The following is a 23,059-nucleotide window of genomic DNA, read 5'->3' on the forward strand; positions in this document are numbered from 1 at the left end:
CGTTCACCTCTTCTCGTCCAGAGCCAGGTCGACGAGTGCGTCCAGGTCCAGGTCGGACAGTTCGTCCACGCTCAGCGCGTCTTGGAGGGCGGCCTCGGTGGCGGCCCCGGCGGTCTCGGCGGTCTCGGCGGGGCCGGTGTCCTGCTCCGGGCGCAGCAGCCCGTGCAGGTGCTCGGCCAGTTCGGTCGGGGTCGGGTAGCTGAAGACGAGCGTGGAGGCCAGGCGCAGTCCGGTCGCGGCGGCCAGGCGGTTGCAGAGTTCGACGGCGGTCAGCGAGTCGAAGCCGAGCTGGGTGAAGGCCTGGTCGACGTCGACGCGCGCACCGGAGGTGTGGCCGAGGACGACGGCGACCTGGTCGCGGACCCAGTCCTGGACGGTGACGGCCGCCTCGTCGGCGGGGAGCGCGGCGAGCCGTTCGGCGAAGCCGGCCGAACCGCCGGACTTGGCCGTGCTCTTGGTGCGGCGGGGGCGGCCGCCCTCGACGAGGCCGCGCAGCAGCGGCGGCAGTTCGTCGCCGGGCCGGCCGCGCAGGGCGGTGAGGTCGAGGCGGGCCGGGACGAGGACCGGCCGCTCGCTGGTGACGGCGGTGTCGAACAGGGCCAGGGCCTCGGCGGTCGGCATCGCGGCGATGCCGGTGCGCCGGAGCCGGTCGAGGCCGGCCTGGTCCAGGGTCCCGGCCATGCCGCCGCTCTCCTCCCACCAGCCCCAGCACAGCGAGGTGCCGGGCAGCCCGGACGCCCTGCGGTGGGCGGCGAGGCCGTCGAGGAAGGTGTTGGCGGCGGCGTAGTTGGCCTGCCCCGCGTTGCCGAGGACGCCCGCGAGAGCGGAGAACTCGATGAACGCCGACAGGGTGCGGTCCCGGGTCAGTTCATGCAGGTTGACCGCGCCGCCGGCCTTCGCCGCGAGCACCCGGTCGACGCTGTCGGCGGTGAGAGACTCGACGGTGCCGTCGGCGAGGACGCCCGCGGCGTGCACGACGGCGGTCAGCGGGTAGCGGCCGGGCAGGTCGGTGAGCAGCCCGGCGACGGCGGCCCGGTCGGCGACGTCGCACGCGGCGACCCGCACCTCGGCCCCGGCGGCCTCCAGCTCGGCGACCAGCTCGGGCACCCCGTCGGCCGCCGCTCCGCTGCGGCTCGCGAGCAGCAGGCTCCGTACGCCGTGTTCGGCGACGAGGTGCCGGGCCACGAGAGAGCCCACTCCCCCGGTGCCGCCGGTGACCAGGACGGTGCCGCCGCCGAGGCCGCCGCCGATCTCCAGGACGAGCTTGCCGATGTGGCGGCCCTGGCTCATCTCGCGGAAGGCGCCGCGGGCGTCGCGGATGTCGCTGAGGGAGACCGGGTTGAGCCGGATGCGGCCGTCGGCGAACAGGTCCATGACGGCCTGGAACATCTCGTGGAGCGCGTCCGGGCCCGCCTCGTAGAGGTCGAAGGCCTCGTACGCGACCCCGGCGTGATCCGCGGCCACCTGCCGCGGATCGCGGATGTCCGTCTTGCCCATCTCGACGAAGTGTCCGCCGCCCGGCAGCAGGGTCAGGGAGGCGTCGACGAACTTGTGGGCCAGGGAGTTCAGTACGACGTCCACGCCCCGCCCGCCGGACGCGTGCCGGAACGTCTCCGCGAACAGCAGGTCGCGCGAGGACGCCAGATGGGTCTCGGGCACGCCCAGGTCGCGCAGGACGGGCCACTTGGCGGGGCTGGCGGTGGCGTAGATCTCGGCGCCGATGTGCCGGGCGAGCTGGACGGCGGCCATGCCGACACCGCCGGCCGCCGCGTGGATGAGGACCCGCTGGCCCTTCTGGAGGTTCGCGATGCGCACGAGGCCGTAGTAGGCGGTGAGGAAGGTGCAGGGCACGGACGCCGCCTCGGCGTAGCTCCAGCCGTCGGGGACGGGCACGAGCATGCGGTGGTCGGCGACGGCGGTGCGTCCGAAGGCGCCGGTGAAGATGCCGGTGACGCGGTCGCCGGGGGCGAGACGGGTCACGTCGTCGGCGACCTCCAGGACGACTCCCGCGCCCTCGCTGCCGAGTCCGGCGTCGATGGCGGTCTTGTCGACCAGGCCCAACGCGATGGTGACGTCACGGAAGTTGAGCCCGGCGGCCTGGACGGCGATGCGGACCTGGCCGCTCGTCAAAGGCGCCTCGACCTCGGGGCAGGGCACCCAGGTGAGGTTCTCCAGCGTGCCCTTGCTCGGGATGCCGAGGCGGTGGGCGCCGGACGCCGGGGGCTCGATACGGTGCTCGGCGGGTGTGGCCGCGGTCAGGCGGGGGGCGAGGAACGCGCCGCCGCGCAGGGCCAGTTGGGGATCGGGGAGGGCGAGGGCGTCCGGGACGCGGTCCCAGGAGAGGTTCTCGTCGTCGATGTCCAGCAGCCGGAACCTGCCCGGGTGTTCGGTCTGCGCGGACCGGATGAGGCCCCACACGGACGCGCCCGGCAGGCTCTCGACGCGCTCGCCCGCGCCGGTGTCGAGGGCCAGCCGGGTCAGCACCAGCAGCGTGGACTCGGCGAGGGCCTCCTCGGTGAGGAAGCGCTGGACGCGGTCCAGGACGAGCTTGTCGGCGGCGGCGACCGAGTCGAGGAGGCCGTCGCCGGCCGGGACGAAGTCGTCCAGGCACAGCACGAGGTCGCGCGGCGGCTGCCCGGCGAGGGCCTGGTCGAGGGAGTCGTAACGGCGGACGGTGTCGCCGGTGAGGCGGGCGGCCAGGCCGTCCTCCGTGCCGAGCACGCCCCACGGCTCGCGGGCGGCGCCCTGCCCGGTGTCCCCGGTGGGCTCGCTCTCCTTGGCGGGCTGCCAGCGCACCTCGTACAGCGGCTGCTCCTGCCCGCCGCGCGCCGACCGCACCTGCTCGGCACTGGCCGGGCGGAAGGTCAGCGCCCCGACGGTGGCGATCTTGCGGCCGTGCTCGTCGGCGACGAGCAGGGACACGGCCTCGTCGCCGGCCGGGGTGAGCCGCACGCGTACGGTCGGGCCGCCCGCGTCGGCGAGTTCGACGCCGGACCAGGAGAACGGCATGCGGCCCTGGTCGCCGGTGACCTGGATGGCTCCGCCGACGATCGACGCGTGCAGGGCGGTGTCCATCAGCGCCGGGTGCAGGGCGAAGCCGGTGGCGGGCGGGGCGTCGGCGGTGTCGGGAAGGGTGGCGAGGGCGAACAGGTCGTCGCCGCGCCGCCAGACCTCGCGCAGGCCGCGGAAGGCGGGGCCGTAGTCGAAGCCGGCGTCCGCGAAGTCGTCGTAGAGCGTGTCGAAGGCGATCCGCTCGGCTCCGGCGGGCGGCCAGACGGCGAGCGCGCTGGTGTCCTCGGTCCACTCGGCGGCCGGGGCGAGGGTGCCCATGGCGTGCCGGGTCCAGGCGCCGCCCGCCTCGGTGTCGTCGTCGGCGAGGCGCGAGTACACGTCCAGGGCGCGGCGGCCCGACTCGTCCTCGGCGCCGACGACGATCCGGATCTGTACGTCGCCCTCGTCGGGGAGGATCAGCGGGACTTCGAGGGTGAGTTCCTCGACCGCGCCGGAGCCGACGTGTTCGCCGGCCGACAGGGCCAGGTCCAGGTAGGCGGTGGCCGGGACGACGGCCGCGCCGAACACGGTGTGGTCGGCGAGCCAGCCGTGGGTGGCGAGGGACCACAGGTCGGTGAAGACGGTGTCGCCGGTGCCGGGGTGGTCGAGGACGGCGCCGAGCAGCGGATGCCGCGAGGCCGACAGGCCCGCCGTGGTGACGTCCGTGGACCGCATCCCGGCGCGCAGGTCGAGCCAGAGGCGCTGGCGCTGGAAGGCGTACGTCGGCAGGTCGACCCGGCGGCGCGTGCCGAACAGGGCGTCGAAGTCGACGGGCCCGCCCTGGACGTGCAGCTGGGCGAGGGCGCCGAGCAGGGCCTGCGGGCCGGTGCGGTCGCGGCGGGACGCCGACAGGACGACCGTGTCGTGGACGCCCTCGGCGGCGAAGGCCTCCTTGGTGATGCCGCTGAGCGTCGCGCCGGGCCCGACCTCCAGGAAGAGGCTCGTGCCCGCCGTACGGGCGGTCTCGACCGCGTCGTGGAAGCGGACGGGTTCGCGGACGTGGTCGACCCAGTGGCGGACGGACGTCAGTTCCTGGAGGGTGGCCTCGCGGCCCAGCCGGGTGGAGACGATCGGGATCGACAGCTCGCCCGCCGGGAGGGTGCCGAGGCGCTCCGCTGGTAGTGCCGTGCTATGCCGTCGATCGTCTGCGGCGCCGTCGTGGCTGGTCGCGCCCCGCGGCGGAGCCGCATGTCGATACAGCCCCGCGCCCCTTTGGGGCGCTGCCGAACCGGATCGGACATCGCCGGACTCGCTCAGCGCGGCCGCGAACTCTTCGAGGATCGGGTCCATCAGCGGGGAGTGGAAGGCCTGGTCGACCGCGAGCAGCTTGGCGGAGGTGCCGTCGGCGACGAGGCGGTCGCGGAGCGCGTGGATCTGGTCGCGCAGGCCCGAGACCACCACGGACTCCGGGCCGTTGACGGCGGCGACGCCGACCCGGTCGTACGCGCCCAGGAGCGGGCTGATCGCGGCTTCCGAGGTGCGGACGGCGAGCATGGCGCCGGGCTCGGTGACCTTGCGCATGGTGCGGCCGCGCGCGGCGACGAGCCTGGTCGCGGTGTCGAGGTCGAGGACGCCGGAGACGTGGGCGGCGGCGATCTCGCCGACGGAGTGGCCGATCAGCCGGTCGGGGCGGGCGGTGTACCGGGTCAGGAGCCGGTAGAGGCTGACCTGGAGGGTGAACAGGGCGGGCTGGGCGATGTCCGTGCGCTCACGGTCGACGGACGCGTCGGACTCGTCGGCGAGGAGCACCGGCTTCAGCGGGAACGGCAGATGGGGCTCGAAGCGGGCGCAGATGTCGTCGACGCTCTCGGCGAAGACGGGGAACGCGTCGTACAACTGCCCTGCCACACCGGCCCATCGGGAGCCCTGGCCGGGGAACATGAAGACGGTGCCGCCGGGTTCGGCGGCGGTGCCGCGGACGACCGCCGGGGACTCCGTGCCCTCGCTCAACGCCTCCAGCGCGTCGAGGAGTTCGGCGCGGTCGGCGCCGAGGGCCACCGCGCGGTGCTCGAACGCGGTCCGGCTCGACACCAGGGACGCGGCGGCGTCGGCGAGGTCCAGGCCGGGGTCGGCGGTGGCGAAGGCGTGCAGTTTGCGGGCCTGGGCCCGCAGGGCGTCCTCCGTGCGGGCCGACAGCGCCCACGGGACGAGTCCGCCCGGGAGCTCCCCGGTCGTGACCTCGGGCTCGGTGTCGGCCTCGGGGGCCTGCTCCAGGATCACGTGGGCGTTGGTGCCGCTGACGCCGAAGGCGGAGACGCCCGCGCGCCGGGGCCGGTCGCCTTCCGTGGTCCAGTCGCGGGCCTCGGTGAGCAGTTCCACCGCGCCCGCCGACCAGTCGACGTGGGTGGAGGGCCGGTCCACGTGCAGGGTCTTGGGCAGGACGCCGTGCCGCATCGCCATGATCATCTTGATGATGCCGCCGACGCCCGCCGCGGCCTGCGTGTGGCCGGTGTTGGACTTCAGGGAGCCCAGCCACAGCGGGTCCCGGCCCTCGCGGTCCTGGCCGTAGGTGGCGAGCAGGGCGCCCGCCTCGATGGGGTCGCCGAGGGTCGTGCCGGTGCCGTGGGCCTCGACCGCGTCGACGTCGGCGGTCTGGAGGCGGGCGTTGGCGAGGGCGGCGCGGATGACGCGCTGCTGGGCGGGGCCGCTGGGCGCGGTCAGGCCGTTGGAGGCGCCGTCCTGGTTGATGGCCGAGCCGCGGATGACGGCCCAGACGTCGTGTCCGTTGCGGCGCGCGTCCGAGAGCCGCTCCAGGACCAGGACGCCGACGCCCTCGGCGAACCCGGTGCCGTCGGCGGCGTCCGCGAACGCCTTGCAGCGCCCGTCCGCCGCGAGGCCGCGCTGCCGGGACATCTCCCGGAACACCTGCGGCAGCCCCACGACGGTGACACCGCCGGCGAGGGCGAGCCCGGTCTCGCCCAGCCGCAGCGACTGCACCGCCTGGTGCACCGCCACCAGCGACGACGAGCACGCCGTCTCGGTCGAGATCGCCGGGCCCTCGAGACCCAGGGTGTACGCCACCCGTCCGGACGCCACGCTCAGCAGCGAGCCGACCTGCCCGTAGCCCGCGATGGACTCCGGGGTGTGGAAGTGGTTGCCGTAGCCGAAGTAGGTGATGCCCGCGAACACCCCGGTGTCGCTGCCGCGCAGGGTCTCGGGGTCGATGCCGGCCCGCTCCAGGGACTCCCAGGAGGCCTCCAGGAGCAGCCGGTGCTGCGGGTCGGAGGCGATCGCCTCGCGCGGGCTGATCCCGAAGAACTCGGCGTCGAAGTCGCCCGCGTCGTACAGGAATCCGCCCGAGCGGGTGTAGCAGGTGCCGGGCCGCGCGGGGTCGGGGTCGTACTCCAGGTCCCAGTCGCGGTCGTCGGGGAAGTCGGAGACGGCGTCGCCGCCGGTGCGCACCAGCTCCCACAGCTCCTCGGGGGAGGTCACCCCGCCGGGGAAGCGGCAGGCGACGCCCACGACGGCGATGGGTTCGGCGGCGGCGTCCGTCAGCTCCTTGAGACGTTTGCGGGTCTCCAGGAGCTCGATCGAGGTCCGCTTGAGGTAGTCGAGGACCTCGGCGTTGTTGTCGTTTGTCATCGCTCTTCCCTTAGCCGAGCTCTTTGTCCAGCAGCGCGAGGAGCTCTCCCGCTGAGGCGGAACCGATCTGGTCGACGAGGGCGGCCGGTGCGCCGTCGTCCGCCAGCGAACGGACCCGGCCCTGCAGTTCGCCGAGCAGCGTGGAGAGGGTGGCCCGCTCGTCCTGGGCGAGCGTGCGGAACGCGTCCTCCAGCCGGTCGCCCAGGGCCTCGATCTCCTGGGCCAGGAGGTCGGCCGGGGACTGCGGGGCGACCGGTTCGGGCGTGATGCGCGCGCCGAGGAACTGGGCGACGGCGGCCGGGTTGGGGTGGTCGAAGACGAGCGTGGCGGGCAGTTTCAGACCGGTCGCGGCCGCCAGCTTGTTGCGCACCTCCAGCGCGGTCAGCGAGTCGACGCCGAGCTTCTTGAACGCCTCCGTGGCACCGACCCGGCTCGCGTCCGCGTGCCCGAGGACGAGCGCCGTCTGGGTGCGTACGACGTCCAGGAGCGCGGCCTCCGCCTCGGCGGGCGGCAGCGACTTGAGGGTCTCGGCGAGGGAGACGTCGGCCGCCTCCTGGCCCGCCGTGCCGTCGGCCGGCCCGGCGAGGGCGCGCAGCAGCGGGGAGCCCATCTCGCCGAGGGCCGCGAAGTTCAGCCGGACCGGCGCCAGGACCGGCTCGTCGAGGGCGACGGCCGTGTCGAAGAGGGCGAGGCCCTCCCGCGAGGACAGCGGCTGGACTCCCTGGCGCTGCATGCGCTCGACGTCGGTGGCGCTGATGTCGGCGCTCATCTCGCTGCGTTCGGCCCAGAAGCCCCAGCACAGCGCCTCGGCCGGGAGTCCCTCGGCGCGGCGGGCCTGGGCGAGGCCGTTGAGGAAGCCGTTGGCGGCCGCGTAGTTGGACTGTCCGGCGAAGCCGAGGACGCTCGCGATCGAGGAGAACAGCACGAACGCGGAGAGGTCCAGGTCCCGGGTCAGTTCGTGCAGATGCCAGGCGCCGCGGACCTTGGGTGCGAGGACCGCGTCGAGGCGCTCCTCGGTGAGGGCCTGGGCGAGGCCGTCGTCGAGGACGCCCGCGCAGTGGACGACCGCGGTCAGCGGCCGGTCGGCGGGTACGGCGGCGAGCAGGGCGGCGACCGAGTCGCGGCTGGTGACGTCGCAGGCCACGATCTCGACGCGGACGCCGGCCGCCGTCAACTCCTCGGTCAGCGCCGCCGCTTCGGGGGCCGCCGGGCCGCGCCGGCTGGACAGCACGAGGCTGCGCACGTCGTGGTGGGCGACGAGGTGCCGGGCGAGCATGGCGCCCAGGCCGCTGGTGCCGCCCGTGATCAGCACCGAGCCGGAGCCGAGGGCCGGGGTCTCCCGCCGCGCGTCGGACGCGCCGGTGGCGTGGGCGAGCCGGGGGACGGTCGCCTGGCCGGCCCGGATCTTGACCTGGGCCTCGCCGGTGGCCGCGGCGGCCGCGACGAGATCCCGGGAGGCGGCGTGGCCGTCGGTGTCGACGAGCGTGAACCGGCCGGGGTTCTCGGTCTGGACGGACCGGACGAAGCCCCACACGGCCGCCGCGGCGGGGTCGGGGTGGGGCACCTGCTCGTCGTGGAAGGCGTTGCGGGTGACGAGGACCAGGCGGGAGTCGGCGAACCGGTCACCGGCGAGCCAGGCCTGAGTCCAGCGCAGCACCTGATGAAGGGTGCGCTCGGTGTCGGCGGGGGTGTCGGTGCCCGAGCCGTCGATCGCGGCGATGACGAGCGGGGGGATGTCCCCGTCGGAGGCGGCGAGTTCGTCGAGACCGGCGTGGACCGTGCCGCCCTGTCCCAGGGGTGCGCCGAGGACCGCGTACGCGTCCGCGGTGGCCGCGACGGTGAGGGGGTTCCAGTCGATCCGGAACAGGGAGTTGTCCTGGTCGAAGCTCAGGGCCGTCAGCTTCTCGACGTCCACGGGTGCGAAGGCCAGCGAGGCGACGCCGCCGACCGGGGCTCCGGTGCGGTCCGCGAAGGTCACGGAGACGGTGTTCTCCCCGGCGGGGGCGAGCCGGACGCGCAGGGCGGTCGGCGGCCGGTCGGTGTGCACGCGCAGGTCCGTGAAGCGGGACGGCAGCAGGCCGCCCGGCCGGGAGGCGTCGGCGAGCGAGCCCGGGCCGGCCGGGAGCAGCGCGGTGTGCAGGAGCGCCGGGTGGATGCCGAAGCCGCTGCGGTCGGCGCCGTCGGACGCGGGCAGCTCGACCTCCGCGAACAGGGTGTCGCCGGTGCGCCACACCTCCTTCAGGCCGCGCAGCAGCGGGCCGTGGCCGAATCCGAGGGCGGCCAGGCGGGCGTACTCCTCGTCGAAGGGGACGGCGACGGCGCTTGGGGGCGGCCACGCGGTGAGGCTCTCGGTGGCGGGGGCTCCCCCGCTCGCGACGGTGCCGACGGCGTTGCGGGTCCACTCGGACTCGCCCTCGGCGCGCGAGTGCACGGCGATCGCGCGCTCGGCGTCGACGACGACGCGGAACTCGCGCTCGCCGGTCCGCGGCAGCACCAGCGGTGTCTCCAGGGTGAGTTCGCCGACCCGGTCGCCGCCCGCCTTGCGCGCCGCCCACACCGCGAGCTCCGCGAGCACGGCGGGCGGGACGAGGACCGCGCCGTGGACGACGTGCTCGGCCAGCCACGGGTGGCGCTCCAGGGACAGCCGCCCGCCGCCGACGACTCCGGCGCCCTCACCGTCGTACGGGAGGTCGATGACCGCGTCGAGGAGCGGGTGGTCGGAGGTGGTCGTGGTGGTGGACTCGCTGGGGGTGTTGAGCCAGAAGCGGCGCTTCTGGAAGGCGTAGGTGGGGAGTTCGACCCAGGGGCCGTAGGGGCTGTGGTGGCCGTCCCAGCCGTCGAACGCGGTCTTCCAGTTGACCTCGACGCCGGCCACGAAGGCCTCGGCGACCGACCGGTAGAGCCGGGGCAGGCCGCCTTCGTCGCGGCGCAGGGAGCCGACCGCGAAGCCGGTGGCGCCGGGGGTGGTGTCGAACATCTCCTGGATGTTCATCACGAGGAGGGGGTGCGGGCTGAGTTCGACGACCGCGCTGTCGCGTTCGGCTTCGACGAGACGTCCCATGGCGCCCGCGAACTGGACGGGCTCGCGCAGGTTGCGGAACCAGTAGCCGGTGGTGAGTTCGGCGGGGTCGATGAGGGCGCCGGTGACCGTGGAGTAGATCGTCACGGGCGTCGGCAGCGGGGTGATCCGGCCGAGGCCCTCCTGGAGGGTGCCGTCGAAGCGGTCCATCAGCGGGGAGTGGCCGGGCACGCTGGACTTGATCAGGCGGGCGCGGCCGCCGTCGGCCTGGACGGCGGCGACGACCGCCTCGACGGCCGCGGTCTCGCCGGAGACCGTCGTGGAGTTGGCGCCGTTGACGGCGGCGATCCCGATACGGGACTCCTGGCCCGCGATGAGTGCGCGGACCCGGTCCTCGGGCAGCAGGACGCCGGCCATGGCGCCCTCTCCGGCGGCCGTGGCAAGGAGCCGGGAGCGCAGGGCCACGATCTTGGCCGCGTCGTCCAGGGTGAGGGCGCCCGCGACGTAGGCGGCGGCGATCTCGCCCTGGGAGTGGCCGATGACCACGTCCGGGGTGACACCGAGGGAGCGCCACACGCGCGCCAGGGACACCATCACCGCGAACAGCACGGGCTGGACGACGTCGATGTCCTCCAGGTCCGCCGAGTCGGGTCCGCCGATGACCGTGTCGATCAGCGGCCAGGACACATACGGTTCGAGGGCCGTCGCGCAGGCGCGCAGTTCCTCGGCGAAGACCGGGGAGGTCTCCCACAGTTCGCGGCCCATGGCGGTCCACTGGGCGCCCTGGCCGGGGAAGACGAACACGGTCTTGCCGACGGGCCGGGCGGTTCCCGCGACCGCGTCGGCGCCTTCGTCGCCCGCGGCCACGGCGGTGAGGGCGGCGAGCAGTTCGTCGCGGTCGGCGCCGATGACGACCTGGCGGTGCTCGAACAGGGAGCGGGTCGTCAGCAGGGCGTGGCCCACGCCCGCGAGCGGCAGCGCGGGGTCGGCGGCGAGGGTGTCCCGCAGCCGTGCCGCCTGCTCCTTGAGGGCCTGCTCGGAGCGCGCGGACAGCACCAACGGCACGGCACGGTCGGGTACTTGGGCGGGAGCGGGCTCGGTCTCCGCCTCGGGGGCCTGCTCCAGGATCAGGTGGGCGTTGGTGCCGCTGATGCCGAACGCGGACACGGCGGCGCGCCGGGGACGGTCGTCCGGCGTGGTCCACTCCCGGGCCTCGGTGAGCAGCTCCACGCCGCCCGCCGACCAGTCGACGTGCGTGGTGGGCCGGTCCACGTGCAGGGTCTTCGGCAGGACGCCGTGCCGCATCGCCATGATCATCTTGATGACGCCGCCGACGCCCGCCGCGGCCTGCGTGTGGCCGATGTTCGACTTCAGCGAGCCCAGCCACAGCGGGCTGCCGTCCTCGCGGTCCTGACCGTAGGTGGCCAGCAGCGCCTCCGCCTCCAGCGGGTCGCCCAGCCTGGTGCCGGTGCCGTGCGCCTCGACGGCGTCCACCTCGCCGGTGGCGAGCCCGGCGTCCGCGAGGGCGGACCGGATGACGCGCCGCTGCGCGAGTTCGTTCGGCGCGGTCAGGCCGTTGGAGGCGCCGTCCTGGTTGATGGCCGAGCCGCGGATGACCGCCCAGACACGGCGTCCGTTGCGCCGCGCGTCGGAGAGCCGCTCCAGGACCAGCACACCCGCGCCCTCGGAGAAGCCGGTGCCGTCGGCGGCGTCCGCGAACGCCTTGCACCGCCCGTCCTCCGACACCCCCCGCTGCCGGGCGAGTTCCACGAACATGCCCGGCGTCGGCAGCGTCGAGACACCCCCGGCCAGGGCCAGCCCGCACTCCCCGGACCGCAGCGACCGCACCGCCTGGTGCACGGCGACGAGGGAGGCCGAGCAGGCGGTGTCGGTGGAGACCGCCGGGCCGTGCAGACCGAGGACGTACGCCACCCGGCCCGAGGCCACGCTGAGGAGATTGCCGGTGAGGGAGAAGCCCTCGATCTCGGCCGCCGCCCCGCCGCCCATCCGGGGGCCGTAGTCGGTGCCGTAGAGGCCGGTGAACACGCCCGTCGCGGAACCCCGCAGCGCGGCCGGGTCGATGCCCGCGCGCTCCAGGGCCTCCCACGACGTCTCCAGCATCAGCCGCTGCTGCGGGTCCATCGCCAGCGCCTCGCGCGGGCTGATGCCGAAGAAGTCCGCGTCGAAGTCCGGAAGGTCGGGCAGGAATCCGCCGATGCGGGTGTACGTCTTTCCGGGCGCCTCGGGGTCCGGGTCGTACAGCCCCTCCAGGTCCCAGCCACGGTCCGCGGGGAAGTCGCTCATCGCGTCCACTCCCTCGGACACGAGCGACCACAGCCCCTCGGGGGTCGCCACTCCGCCCGGGAAGCGACAGGCCACGCCCACGACGGCGATGGGCTCGCGCGCGGACTCCTCCAGCTCGCGCACGCGCTCGCGCAGCTCCTGCGCGTCGCCGACGGCACGCCGCAAGTAGGACCGGAGCTTGTCGACTTCCTCCACCAGGAGCCTCCCTGAACGAGAACGGAACGGTTGCTTGGGTGCGGGTGTGGCGAGCGGGGCTCCGCTCAGGCGTATCCGCGGTCGATCAAGGCGTAGAGATCGTCGTCACTGCGGTCTTCCAGAAGCGTCGCCCCCACCGGTTCCGGGGCGTCGGCATCGGCGTCGGGCGTCTCGGGCGCCAGAAGGGAGAACAGGTGGGACGCGAGCTGCTGCGGGGTGGGGTAGGTGAAGGCGACGGTGGCCGGGAGCCGTACGGAGGCGACCGTGTTGAGCCGGTTGCGCAGCTCCACCGCCATCGAGGAGTCGAAGCCGAGGGCCTTGAAGGTCTCGCCGGCCCGCGCCTGGAGGTCCGCTCCCGTCAGCGCCGCGCCCTTGGTGCGCAGCAGGGTCGCCGTCTCGGCGCAGACGAGGCCGAGGGCCGCGGCCGGTGAGTCCGGTCCGGCCGGGCGCGCCGCCGGCTCCGGTCCGTCCGCCGGTACGACGGGACCGTCGGCGGACGCCTTCAGCCAGTACCGCTGCCGCTGGAACGGGTAGGTCGGCAGGGCGATCCGGCGGCCGCCGGCGAGGGCTGCCCGCCAGGTCACCGGCACACCGCGGACGTACAGTTCGGCGAGGGACGTCAGAACCTTGCCGAGGCTCCCGTCGTGCTTGCTCAGGGTGGACACGACCGGGGGCGGGGCGGCCAGCAGGTCGGCGGCCTCCTCCATCGCGACCTGGAGCACGGGGTGCGGGCTGATCTCGACGAAGACGCCGCCGCGCTCGCGCATCAGGTTGCCGACGACCTCGCCGAAGCGGACCGTCGAGCGCAGGTTGTCGTACCAGTACGAGGCGTCGAGGGCGCGGGTGTCCAGCTGGCCGCCGACGACCGTGGAGTGGAACTCGACCGCCGTCTCCCTCGGTACGACGTCCGCGGCGGCCTCGAGGACCCGCTCGCGGATGCGTTCGACCTGGTGCGAGTGGGAGGCGTACTCGATCCTGACCCGGCGCACCCGTACGCCCTCGCCGGCGGCGAGCTCGGCGAACTCCTCCAGTGCCGCGAGGTCGCCGGAGACCACCACGGAGGCGGGCCCGTTGGCCGCGCCCACGGACAGCCGTCCTGACCAGCGGTCCAGCCGCTCCTCGACCCAGCTCAGGGGTGCGGCGACGGCGTTCATGCCGCCCTGTCCGGCGAGTGCGGTCAGGGCCTGGCTGCGCAGGGCGACGATCCGTGCCGCGTCCTGGAGGGAGAGCGCGCCGGCGGCGCAGGCGGCGGCGATCTCGCCCTGGGAGTGCCCGACGACCACGTCGGGGACGACTCCGAACGACCGCCACAGCCGGGCCAGCGACACCATCATCGCGAACAGCGCGGGCTGGACTACGGCGTCGCCCTGCTCCAGCGAGGGCGCCGACTCGGCACCGGTGACGAGGTCCAGCAGGGACCAGTCCTGCCACGGCTCAAGGGCTCGCGCGCACTCGTCGACGGCCTGGGCGAAAACCTCCGACTCGGCGTAGAGCCGCTTGCCCATGCCGAGCCACTGCGAGCCCTGGCCGGGGAAGACGAAGACGACGGGGCCCGTCGTCCCGGTGGTGGCGGAGAGGGGGGTGGTGGCGGAAGCGGAGGTGGTGGCGGTGCCGCGTATCGCGCGTGCGGAGCCCTCGCCCGCCGCGAGCAGGTCGAGACCGGTCAGCGCCTCCTCACGGCCGTCGGCGAGGACGACCGCGCGGTGCTCGAACGCCGAGCGGGTGGAGACGAGCGAGTGCGCCACGTCGGTCACGTCCAGCGAGGCGTCAGCGGCCACGAACTCCCGCAGCCGCGCGGCCTGTTCACGCAGGGCCTGCTCGGAGCGGGCGGACAGGACCCAGGGGACGGTGGCGGGGGCGGGGATGGGCTGCGCCGCGGGGGCCTGGGGTGCGGCGGGGGCGGGCTCCGTCGCGGGGGCTCGACGACCGACTTCCCGGGCGGCGGCAGGCTCGGGCTGCGCCGCGGGGGCCTGCGCAAGGACGTCGAGCTGCTCGCCAGGGACCTGCCCGAGGACCGACGGCTGCTCCGCCGGGGCCTGTTCGAGGAGGATGTGGGCGTTGGTGCCGCCCATGCCGACCGAGGAGACGCCGGCGCGGCGGGGGTGGTCCGGGGTGCCGGGCCAGGGGCGGGTGGTGGTCAGGACCTCGAAGTCGTCGTGGAAGTCGTCGACGGCCGGGTTCGGGGACCGGAAGCCGGGGGTCGGGACGAGGTGGCCGTGGCTGACGCAGAGGGCGGTCTTGACGAAGCCGACGAGGCCCGCGGCCGGTTCCAGGTGGCCGACGTTGGCCTTCACCGAGCCGACCGTGAGGGGGCGGCCGCGGCCGGTGGCCCTGAACACCTCGCGCAGGCCGGTCAGTTCGGCCGGGTCACCGAGCCGGGTGCCGGTGCCGTGCGCCTCGACGTAGTCGACGCCGTCGAAGTCGAGGCCGGCGTGCTCCAGGGCGGTCAGCACCGCGGCGGCCTGCCCGGTGGGGCTGGGGTCGGGCATCCGGGAGGAGGAGCCGCCGTTGCCGGCGCCCCAGCCGCGCACCACGGCGTAGATGTGGTCGCCGTCGGCGACGGCGAGGTCGAGCCGCTTGAGCAGCACGAACGCGCCGCCCTCGCCGCGGATGAAACCGTTGGCGCGGGCGTCGAAGGGGTAGCAGCGGCCGTCGGGCGACAGGGCGCCGAGGTTGGCGAGGCCCGCGCCCGCCTCCGGGTCGACGATGAGGTGCACGCCGCCCGCCAGCGCCATGTCGACGGCGCCGGAGCGGATGCGCTCGCAGCTCAGGGCGAGCGACACCAGGGAGGAGGACTGGCCTGAGTCGGCGCAGAAGCTCATGCCCCGGGCGTCGAGGAGGTTGGAGATGCGGTTGGCGATGAGGGCGCCGCTGGAGCCGAGGACGGCGTAGTGGTCGTCCTGGTCGCTGCCGGTCAGCTTGCGCAGCAGGTCGTATCCGGAGGGTCCGGCGCCGACGACGACGTCGATCTCCTGCCCGGCGAGCGCGGACGCCGGGATGCGGGCGTCCTCGACGGCCTCCCAGGCGAGTTCGAGGCCGAGGCGCTGCACGGGGTCCATGGCGGCGGCCTCCGCCGCGGGCGTGCCGAAGAACTCCGCGTCGAAGGCGTCGACGGCGTCGAAGAACGACCCCGACTTCAGGGTGGCGGCGTCCGGGTGGGAGGCGTAGCGGGAGTTCGCGTCGGCGGCCCGCCGCTCGGGGAAGGCCGCGACGGTCGACCCGCCCTCGGTCAGCAGGCGCCAGAACCCGGCCAGGTCGTCCACACCGGGAAAGCGGCACGACATTCCTATGACGGCAACATCGGTGGCTGCGCCACTCATACCTGTTCCTTCCGGTTCCCTCGGTGTACGGCTCTTGGTACGGCTGTCGTGGGAGACGGTCACAGCCAGCGGGTCAGCAGGGCGCGCAGCTCGTCGGGTGCGTCCATGAACCGGTAGTGGCCTCCGTCGACCACCCGGAACTCGACCGAGTCGGTGTAGTGGCGCCAGCCCTGGAGGGCGGTGAGGCTCACGTCCGGGTCGTCGCGCCATTTCACGACGGTGACGGGGCAGTCCACGGCGACGGGCCGCTCGCGGCGGTAGGCGCCGGCCGCGGCGTGGTCGCGCAGCAGCACCATGAGGCCGAGGTCGACCATGTCGGGGCGGGGCTCGATGCCCCGGCCGCGGATGAACGCCTCGATCTCGGCGCGCAGTTCGTCCTCGGTCATGGCGAGCATGGGGTCGAGGGCGGCGTCGTGCGGGGCGGGCTGGCGGGAGACGAACAGCCGGTCCGGGGTGGGCAGGCCGCGCTCGGCGAGCCGGAGGACCGTCTCGTAGGCGGGCAGGGCTCCCGCGCAGTGCGCGAAGAACGCGAACGGCCGGTCCAGGTACGGCTCCAGGGCCTCGACGAGGGCGTCGGCGAGGTTCTCGTAGCTGCCGTAGTGGGGGTGGGCGAGACGGTTCTCGCGGCCGGGGAACTGCACCGGGCAGACCTCGACGTCGTCGATGGCGGCCGGCCAGGCGCTGAACGCGGAGGCCCCGGACCCGGAGAAGGGGAAGCAGAAGATCCGGGCGGGGTGGCCGTCGGCCGGCGGCCGCACGAACCACGGCGACGCGGTGGCGGTGGAGGCGGTGGTCATGACGTCCGCCGTTTCTGGGCGACGATGGGGAGGTGGGTCATCCCGGCGATGAAGTACGAGCGCAGGTGCTCGGGTTCACCGGCGAGCTCGATCGACCCGAAGCGCTCCAGGACCTCCTCGAAGAAGATCCGCAGGGTCAGCCGGGCCAGCGGGGCGCCGATGCAGAAGTGCGCGCCGAAGCCGAACGCGGCCTGACGCTTGGCGTTGGCGCGGGTGATGTCGAAGGTGTGCGGGTCGGGGAAGAGGGTCTCGTCCCGGTTGGCGGAGCCGATCCAGGCGACGACGGCCGCGCGGGCCGGGATGACACCGCCGCCGATCTCGATGTCGTCGACGGCGTACCGCATGAAGTTGCAGGCGGCCGAGGTCCAGCGCAGCCCCTCCTCGACGAGGTTGGGGATGAGCGAGGGGTCGGCCTGGGCCTTCGCGAACTGCTCGGGGCGTTCGATGAGGGCCTGCACGGTGCCCGAGACGGTGTGCGGGGTGGTCACGTTGGCGCCGAGGAGGATGCTGTAGCCGTCGAGGGCGATCTCCTCGTCGGTCAGTTCCCGGTCGCCGGCGCGGACGCTCATCAGGTGGTCGAGGAGGCTGTCGTCGCGCTCCCCTGAGGCCCGGCGGTCCTTGACCCAGGCGGTGACGTAGTTGATGAGCTCGTGGTGGGAGATGGCCAGGGTCGCGGCCTCGCTGCTCACCAGGAAGTGCGGGTCGGAGGGGGCCGTGACCATCGCGGTCAGCTGGACGAGTTCCGCCCAGTCCTTCTCGGGGATGCCGAGGAGGGGGCCGGTGACCATCGCCGGGAGCAGCAGCGCCTTCTCGGCCAGGTCGAAGACCTCGCCGTCGAGCGCCGGCTCCAGGAACCGGACGATCGTGCTCCGGATGGAGTCCTCCCAGGACTTCACCGCGCGCGCGGTCAGCTTGGAGCCGAGCGGGCGGCGGACCTCGGTGTGCCGGGGCGGGTCGGTGGAGGTCATCAGCACCCCGGCGGCGGCGTCGTCCTCACCGAGGTGGGTGGGGACGGTGCCGCGCTCGGAGGTGAACTCCTTGTGGTCGCTGAGCACCCGGCGGACGTCCTCGTAGCGGGTGACCGACCAGAACTCCCGCCCGTCCGGCAGGACTTGGTGGTGCACGGGCGCCTTGGCCCGCATCACGTCCCAGATCGGGTGCGGATCGCCGTGGGAGTAGAGGTCGAGGTCGAACAGGTCGACGGCCCCGAGGTCGATGTCGCCCGCGGGACCGGGCGTCAGCCTCACGTCCCGGCCCTCCCCTGCTCGATCAGCGCGGCTACCTTGGTCGGGGTCCCCGCGAGGTAGAAGTCGCGTACGGAGAGCTGGACGCCGTAGTCCTTCAGCACCCGCTCGATGATCTTGATGCCGGCCAGCGAGTTGCCGCCGAGCGCGAAGAACTCGTCCTCCGCGCCGACCTCACGGCCACCGCCGAGGCACTCCTCCCACAGCGCCGAGACCTCCCGTACCAGCGACACCGCGACCTGTCCTTCCGACGATTCCATGGCCAGCCTTTTCCTTCCTCCGAAGAACGGGAATGCCCGCCCACGCCGTCACGGCCACTGGGGCCCATTACCGCTGTCCCGCCGGCGGGACAAATGCGCGTGCTGACGGAATCGCGTGATCGCGTATTCGATACGTGCGCCCGGGGCCATCGCCTCGCCAACGTAGACGGCCGGGAAATCTCCGTGCAAGAGAAGTCCGTACGGCCCCGCGCCGGGCACCCGTTGTCCCGCCGACAGGACAACCGACCCCGCTGGACCGGCGGTCGAACGGGCCAGGACCGGCTAGCCATCCGTCTCCGCGACGAATTACGGTGACGAACGGGATCAACCAATCATCTGTGGGAGGGGATTTCCCTTGCTTAAGTCGCAACGGCTTGCGGTGCTGCCGATCGACTCATACGACCTGGACTCCGAGTTGTCCATCCTGGACAGCCACGAATACGACGGCAAATACGATGCCTTTACCTTCGGCGCGTGGCAGTCGCATGTCCTGGCCAACGGCAGCGGCGCCGATTCCGACACCGCGTTCCGACCGCACGAGGGCAGCCTGACGCTCACCGAACTGGGCAAGCAGTTGCCGAACATCATGTCCCTGGTCTCCGCGCACTTCCCGCTGGACCGGCTCCAGTGGGTGCGCGCCTTCAGCCTCCGGGACGGCATCATCGCCCCGCACGTGGACTTCCTGGAGTGGGCCACGCCGGGCCTGAGGGTCCAGGTGCCGCTGCGCACCAGCGACGAGGCGCTGCACTCCGAGAACGACACCGTCTACGGCATCCGGCGCGGTGAGGTGTGGGAGATCCACTCGACCGACCCGCACTCGGCGCGGAGCACCTCGCAGACCGCCCGGCTCACCCTGTGCCTGGACTTCTCGGACGCCGACGCGCCGCTCGACATCCGCGGCACGGTTCCCGCGACCGAGCCGATCCGCGTGGTCGAGCGGCCCGAGCCGACCGCGGCGGAGCTGGAGGAACTCATCGACTCCGGGCGGAACTTCACGCCGGAGACCATGCGGGCGAGCTTCCGTCCGTTCGCCGCGCTGCACTTCGACCGGCGTGCGCACGCGACGGCGGCGTTCGACTGGTACATCGAGGCGGCCCGGCGTTCCGGGGACACGGACATCGTCGCCAAGGCCGAGGCCTTTCGGACGTACTGCGTCGAGAAGCGCGGTGACGGCGAGGCCTTCGACTGGTGACGGACGCGAGCGCTCCGCGGGGGCGCGCACCGACGGCCGATGGCGCACCGCTCGGGTGCGGCGCCATCGGCCGGTCGTGTGTCTGCGGTCAGACCTTCGTGGTGCCCTCGCGCAAGCGGTCGATCATGTGGCGGGTGGTCTCGATGGGGGTCTCCGAGAGGTCCTGGGAGCGGACCGGGAGGGCCGCGTTGAGGGCGGTGGCCTTCTCGTCCCACGCGTCCTGGCCGGCGAACGGGATCGTCTCGCCCTCCTGGTAGGTGGGGAACGGCCGGTAGCTGTTGAGGCCGTTGCTGTCGGTGCCGCGCACCAGCAGCGGGTCGAGGTAGACGCCCTTGCCGTGGGTCCGCGTCCTCGTCGATATGTAGCCCATGTCGAGGCCGCAGCGCCGCTTGGCGGAGGTGTTGGGGTCCGAGCAGTGCAGCAGGTTGGGATGGTGGATGGAGACATCGCCCGGCTGGAGCTCGATGTGCACGATGCCGCGCTCCTCGACCCACTCGCGCACCAGGTTCTCGTCCGAGGAGGAGAACAGCATGTTGTCGGTGTCGGTGCGGGACGACGGCTGGTGCAGCGGCAGGACGTGGCTGCCGGGGATCATCTGGAGGCAGCCGTTCTCGACGGTGCTCTCGTCGACGGCCAGCCACACCGTCAGCGCCTCCATGGGCGTCAGCGGCCAGTACGCGCCGTCCTGGTGCCACAGCACCGCCTGGCCGTCGTAGGGCGGCTTGCAGATGTAGTGGGCGGTGAAGGAGGCCACGTCCGGGCCGAGGAAGTACTCCGCGATGTCCACCAGGCGGGAGTCCGAGACCAGCCGGGCCCAGAAGGCGTCGTTGCGGATCAGCGGGTGGTGGAAGTGCTCGGGACGAAGGTCCGGGTACTTGGCGGTGAGCCAGTCGACGTGCGCGGACACCTCCTCCAGAAGATCCCGCGGCACGACGTTGCGGATGATGGAGAAACCCTGCTCGGCGTATTCCGCCGCAGCCTTCTCCAGAACGCCATCGCCGAGTGTGGTCATGCGTCAACTCCTTCTACGAGTTCGTGGAGACGCCCGGCAGATACGGCTCCAAAAGCTCTCCTGCCTTCGAAGCCACGGGATTTCCCGTCATTGCCCAGCAATTCAATACTCTTCTCCGCCGAAGAGGAGGGTGTCAACGTTCCAAGCCCTCAAGGCTATTTCGAGGAGTTCGGAGCTGTCCGGCCGACGGGACAGCCATAGTCGCCGACCTGCGCGGAAACAATCGGAATCGACTCCTCCGGCAGTAGCGCTCCGGCGCGCCTCAAGCGAAGGCTCATAAGTTCTTGAGAAGCCCCCGAGAGGCGGCATTCAAACGCCGGTACCGTGCGCTGGAGGATGACGTGACTCTGAGTATCACCGACCTGCACGAGTCGGTCGACGATCCCGCACTCACTTCCATGACGCTGCTCAACGAGCTCGCCGGAAGGTTCCCGGAAGCCATCTCTTTCTCGGCGGGACGACCCTTCGAGGGTTTCTACGACGTCGACGACCTCTCCCGTCATCTCGCCACGTTCCGGAGTTATCTGGAGGACGAGAAAGGCCTTTCCGGCGAGCAGGTGCGGCGCACGCTTTTCCAGTACGGCCGCACGAAGGGGTTCATTCACGAACTCATCGCCCGTCAGCTGGAGACCGACGAGGGTCTGCGGGTGGACCCGGAGTCCATCGTGGTGACCACCGGCTGCCAGGAGGCGATGGTGCTCCTGCTGCGCGCCCTCGTCCGCGACGCGCGTGACGTCGTCCTCGCCGCGACCCCCAACTACGTAGGGTTCATCGGCGCGGCACGGGTGGCCGGCGCCCCCCTGCGGGACGTACGGGAGCACGACGGCGGCATCGATCTGGAGGACCTGGAGCGGCAGATCCGGGCGGCCCGCCGCGAGGGACTGCGGCCGCGCGCCTGTTACGTCGTCCCGGACTTCGCCAACCCCAGCGGTGCGCGGATGTCGCTGACGGACCGGATCGCGCTGCTGGACCTCGCCTGGCGGGAGGGCATCCTCGTCATCGAGGACAACCCGTACTCCCTCTTCCCGGCCGGCGGCGCCGCCCAACTGCCCACGCTCAAGTCCCTGGACGAGCGGCACCAGGTGATCCACCTGGGGTCGTTCGCGAAGTCCGCGTTCGCCGGCGCCCGGGTCGGCTACATCATCGCCGACCAGCCGGTGACCTCGCCGGGGGCCGCGGAGAGCGTGCTGCTCGCCGACCATCTCGCCAAGCTGAAGAGCATGGTGACGCTGAACACCTCGACCGTCGCGCAGGCGGTGATCGGCGGGTACCTCCTGGAGAACGGGTGCAGCCTCAGGCGCGCCACCGCCCGCGAGGCCGCGGTCTACCGCCGGAACCTGACGACCATCCTGGACCGCCTGGACTCCGTCTTCGAGCCGGGCCTCGGCCAGGACGTCTCGTGGAACACCCCGCAGGGCGGGATGTTCGTCGTCCTGACACTGCCGTTCCTCGCGGACGACGCGATGCTGGAGCTGTCGGCCTCGAAGTTCGGTGTCCTGTGGACGCCCATGCACCACTTCTACGGCGGCACGGACGGCTTCCGTCAGGCGCGGCTGTCCTTCAGCGTGCTGACCCCCGAGCAGATCTCGGTGGGCGTGGACCGGCTGGGCAAGCTCGTCCAGGACCAGCGGGCGCGGCGCCCCGCGGTGCTCACGGCCGCGTGAGGAGACGGCACGGGCACGGGCCCCCGGACACGTCATCGCGTCCGGGGGCCCGTCGCACGTTCACAGCCGTACGGGGAGGGCGTCCAGGAGCCGGGCGCCGCCGGGCGTGGCCTCGGTGTAGCGCAACTGCTCGCGCCCGATGGTGACTTCGAGGGTGTCGCGCTTCAGCAGCAGGTGGTCGAGGGCGACCTCGCCCTCGATGCCGGCGAGCGCGGCGCCGGGGCAGAAGTGCGAGCCGGCCCCGTAGGCGAGGTGGGTCTGGCCGCGCTCCAGGACCCGCTCCACGTCGCAGGTCTCGGGGTCGGCGAAGACCCGCGGGTCGTAGTTGGCGGACAGGTAGGAGCCGGTGAGGGCGTCGCCCTTGCGGATCGGGCAGCCGGCGAACTCCATGTCCTCGGTGGCGTAGCGGGGGCCCGCGGTCGGGACGACGTTCGCGATCCGCATCAGCTCGTTGATGGCGTGCGGCAGGGCCTCGGGCTTGGCGCGCAGCAGGGCCAGCTGGTCGGGGTTGTCGAAGAGGGTGAGGACCGCGGTCGGGATGAAGTGGGACGTGGAGTGGTGGCCGTTGTTCACGGTGGTGAGCGCCACCGAGACGATCTCGGTCTCGTTGAGCCGGTCGCCGTTCTCGTCGCGCGCCGCCACCAGGGCGGAGACCATGTCCTCGCGGGGTTCGGCCCGGCGGCGTTCGATGAGGTCCTTGATGTAGTCGACCATGGCCTGGCCACTGGCGGCGAGGTCGGCGTCAGGGGCGGTGTACTCGTTCATCCACTTGCGGACCTGCGGCTGGTCGGCCTCGTCGATGCCGATGAGGTCGCAGATGACGGTGCCGGTCAGCGGCGAGGAGTAGTCCTCGATGAGGTCGCCGGAGCCCTTCTCGGCGAGGGCGTCGAGGAGCCGGGCGGATATCTGCTCGACGCGGGGTCTGAGCGCCTTCATCCGGCGCACGGTGAACGCCGGGGTGATGAGGCGGCGCTGGCGGGCGTGCTCCTTGCCGTCCTTGAGCATCATGTTGGCCGCGACGTAGGGCACGAACTCGTCCGGCAGGTCGAGGGCGGCGGCCATCTGGTCGGCGACGCTGGGCCCTTGGTGACCGGGCACATTGCTGTAGTCGACGACGAGCCGCGGGTCGCTCAGCGCCGCCTTGACGTCCTCGTTCCGCGTGACCAGCCAGACCCGGGGCCCGCCCGGGAACCCGATGCGGACGAGGGGGGCCTCCTCCCGCAGTTTCGCGTAGGCGCGGATGGGGTCGTCCGTGAATTCGGGATTGGTCAGGCTGACGATCGGGTCGGACACTTTTACCGTCTCCTTGACTCGTTTTTGGAGGCTTGTGACATGCCTGGAAAACCGGGCGCCGCCCCGGCGACGTGTGGTCGCCGGGGCGGCGCGGGCCGGGGCCCGGAAGAGCTGGTTCGGGTGGGT

General features: G+C 72.9%; 10 protein-coding genes. 2 read left to right on the plus strand and 8 right to left on the minus strand.

Annotation, left to right across the window (positions count from 1 at the left end; all coding sequences use genetic code 11):
- Nucleotides 1-3: 3 nt before the first annotated feature.
- From ABZ928_RS49000 to ABZ928_RS49025, 6 genes are all read right to left on the minus strand, one after another.
- The gene (locus tag ABZ928_RS49000; RefSeq protein ID WP_361535296.1) at nt 4-6,633 is read right to left on the minus strand and encodes a type I polyketide synthase; all 6,630 of its coding nucleotides are present in this window, start codon (nt 6,631-6,633) and stop codon (nt 4-6) included.
- 10 nt (nt 6,634-6,643) lie between these two features.
- Nucleotides 6,644-12,151 carry an SDR family NAD(P)-dependent oxidoreductase gene (locus ABZ928_RS49005; RefSeq protein ID WP_361535299.1) on the minus strand — a complete coding sequence of 1,836 codons (5,508 nt, stop codon included), beginning with the start codon at nt 12,149-12,151 and terminating at the stop codon, nt 6,644-6,646.
- Nucleotides 12,152-12,216: 65 nt separating this feature from the next.
- The gene (locus ABZ928_RS49010) at nt 12,217-15,471 is read right to left on the minus strand and encodes a type I polyketide synthase (protein ID WP_361535302.1); all 3,255 of its coding nucleotides are present in this window, start codon (nt 15,469-15,471) and stop codon (nt 12,217-12,219) included.
- A gap of 59 nt (nt 15,472-15,530) precedes the next feature.
- Entirely contained in the window at nt 15,531-16,268 is a 738-nt protein-coding gene (locus tag ABZ928_RS49015) for an alpha/beta fold hydrolase (protein ID WP_361535305.1), read from the minus strand.
- A complete protein-coding gene (locus tag ABZ928_RS49020; protein WP_361535308.1) occupies nt 16,265-17,515 on the minus strand; it encodes a cytochrome P450 in 1,251 nt (416 codons plus the stop codon). The genes ABZ928_RS49015 and ABZ928_RS49020 overlap by 4 nt, the downstream gene beginning before the upstream one ends.
- Entirely contained in the window at nt 17,512-17,772 is a 261-nt protein-coding gene (locus tag ABZ928_RS49025) for a phosphopantetheine-binding protein (protein WP_361535311.1), read from the minus strand. The genes ABZ928_RS49020 and ABZ928_RS49025 overlap by 4 nt, the downstream gene beginning before the upstream one ends.
- 355 nt (nt 17,773-18,127) lie before the next feature.
- On the opposite strand from ABZ928_RS49025, the gene ABZ928_RS49030 reads away from it, so the two are divergent.
- Nucleotides 18,128-18,964 (plus strand): putative nonproteinogenic amino acid hydroxylase, encoded by an 837-nt coding sequence (locus tag ABZ928_RS49030; protein ID WP_361535314.1) that lies wholly within the window; start codon nt 18,128-18,130, stop codon nt 18,962-18,964.
- Between the two features lie 88 nt (nt 18,965-19,052).
- Here the strand turns inward: ABZ928_RS49030 and ABZ928_RS49035 are convergent, their stop codons facing one another.
- Entirely contained in the window at nt 19,053-19,976 is a 924-nt protein-coding gene (locus ABZ928_RS49035; protein ID WP_361535317.1) for a phytanoyl-CoA dioxygenase family protein, read from the minus strand.
- Nucleotides 19,977-20,317: 341 nt separating this feature from the next.
- Between ABZ928_RS49035 and ABZ928_RS49040 the strand changes: the two genes are divergently transcribed.
- Nucleotides 20,318-21,640, plus strand: a complete 1,323-nt coding sequence (locus tag ABZ928_RS49040; RefSeq protein ID WP_361535320.1) for a PLP-dependent aminotransferase family protein — start codon at nt 20,318-20,320, stop codon at nt 21,638-21,640.
- A gap of 60 nt (nt 21,641-21,700) precedes the next feature.
- Here ABZ928_RS49040 and ABZ928_RS49045 read toward each other — a convergent pair whose 3' ends face one another.
- Nucleotides 21,701-22,933, minus strand: coding sequence for a cytochrome P450 (locus tag ABZ928_RS49045; protein WP_361535323.1), 1,233 nt, complete (start codon nt 22,931-22,933; stop codon nt 21,701-21,703).
- Nucleotides 22,934-23,059 lie beyond the last annotated feature (126 nt).

It is taken from the genome of Streptomyces sp. NPDC046909 (assembly GCF_040644695.1).
Lineage (GTDB): Bacteria > Actinomycetota > Actinomycetes > Streptomycetales > Streptomycetaceae > Streptomyces.

Bases quoted from the DNA above. Each gene is read 5' to 3' on its own strand.
- ABZ928_RS49015 (WP_361535305.1), bottom strand. From the start codon at position 16,268: ATGACCACCGCCTCCACCGCCACCGCGTCGCCGTGGTTCGTGCGGCCG.
- ABZ928_RS49035 (WP_361535317.1), bottom strand. From the start codon at position 19,976: ATGACCACACTCGGCGATGGCGTTCTGGAGAAGGCTGCGGCGGAATAC.
- ABZ928_RS49000 (WP_361535296.1), bottom strand. From the start codon at position 6,633: ATGACAAACGACAACAACGCCGAGGTCCTCGACTACCTCAAGCGGACC.
- ABZ928_RS49025 (WP_361535311.1), bottom strand. From the start codon at position 17,772: ATGGAATCGTCGGAAGGACAGGTCGCGGTGTCGCTGGTACGGGAGGTC.
- ABZ928_RS49010 (WP_361535302.1), bottom strand. From the start codon at position 15,471: ATGAGTGGCGCAGCCACCGATGTTGCCGTCATAGGAATGTCGTGCCGC.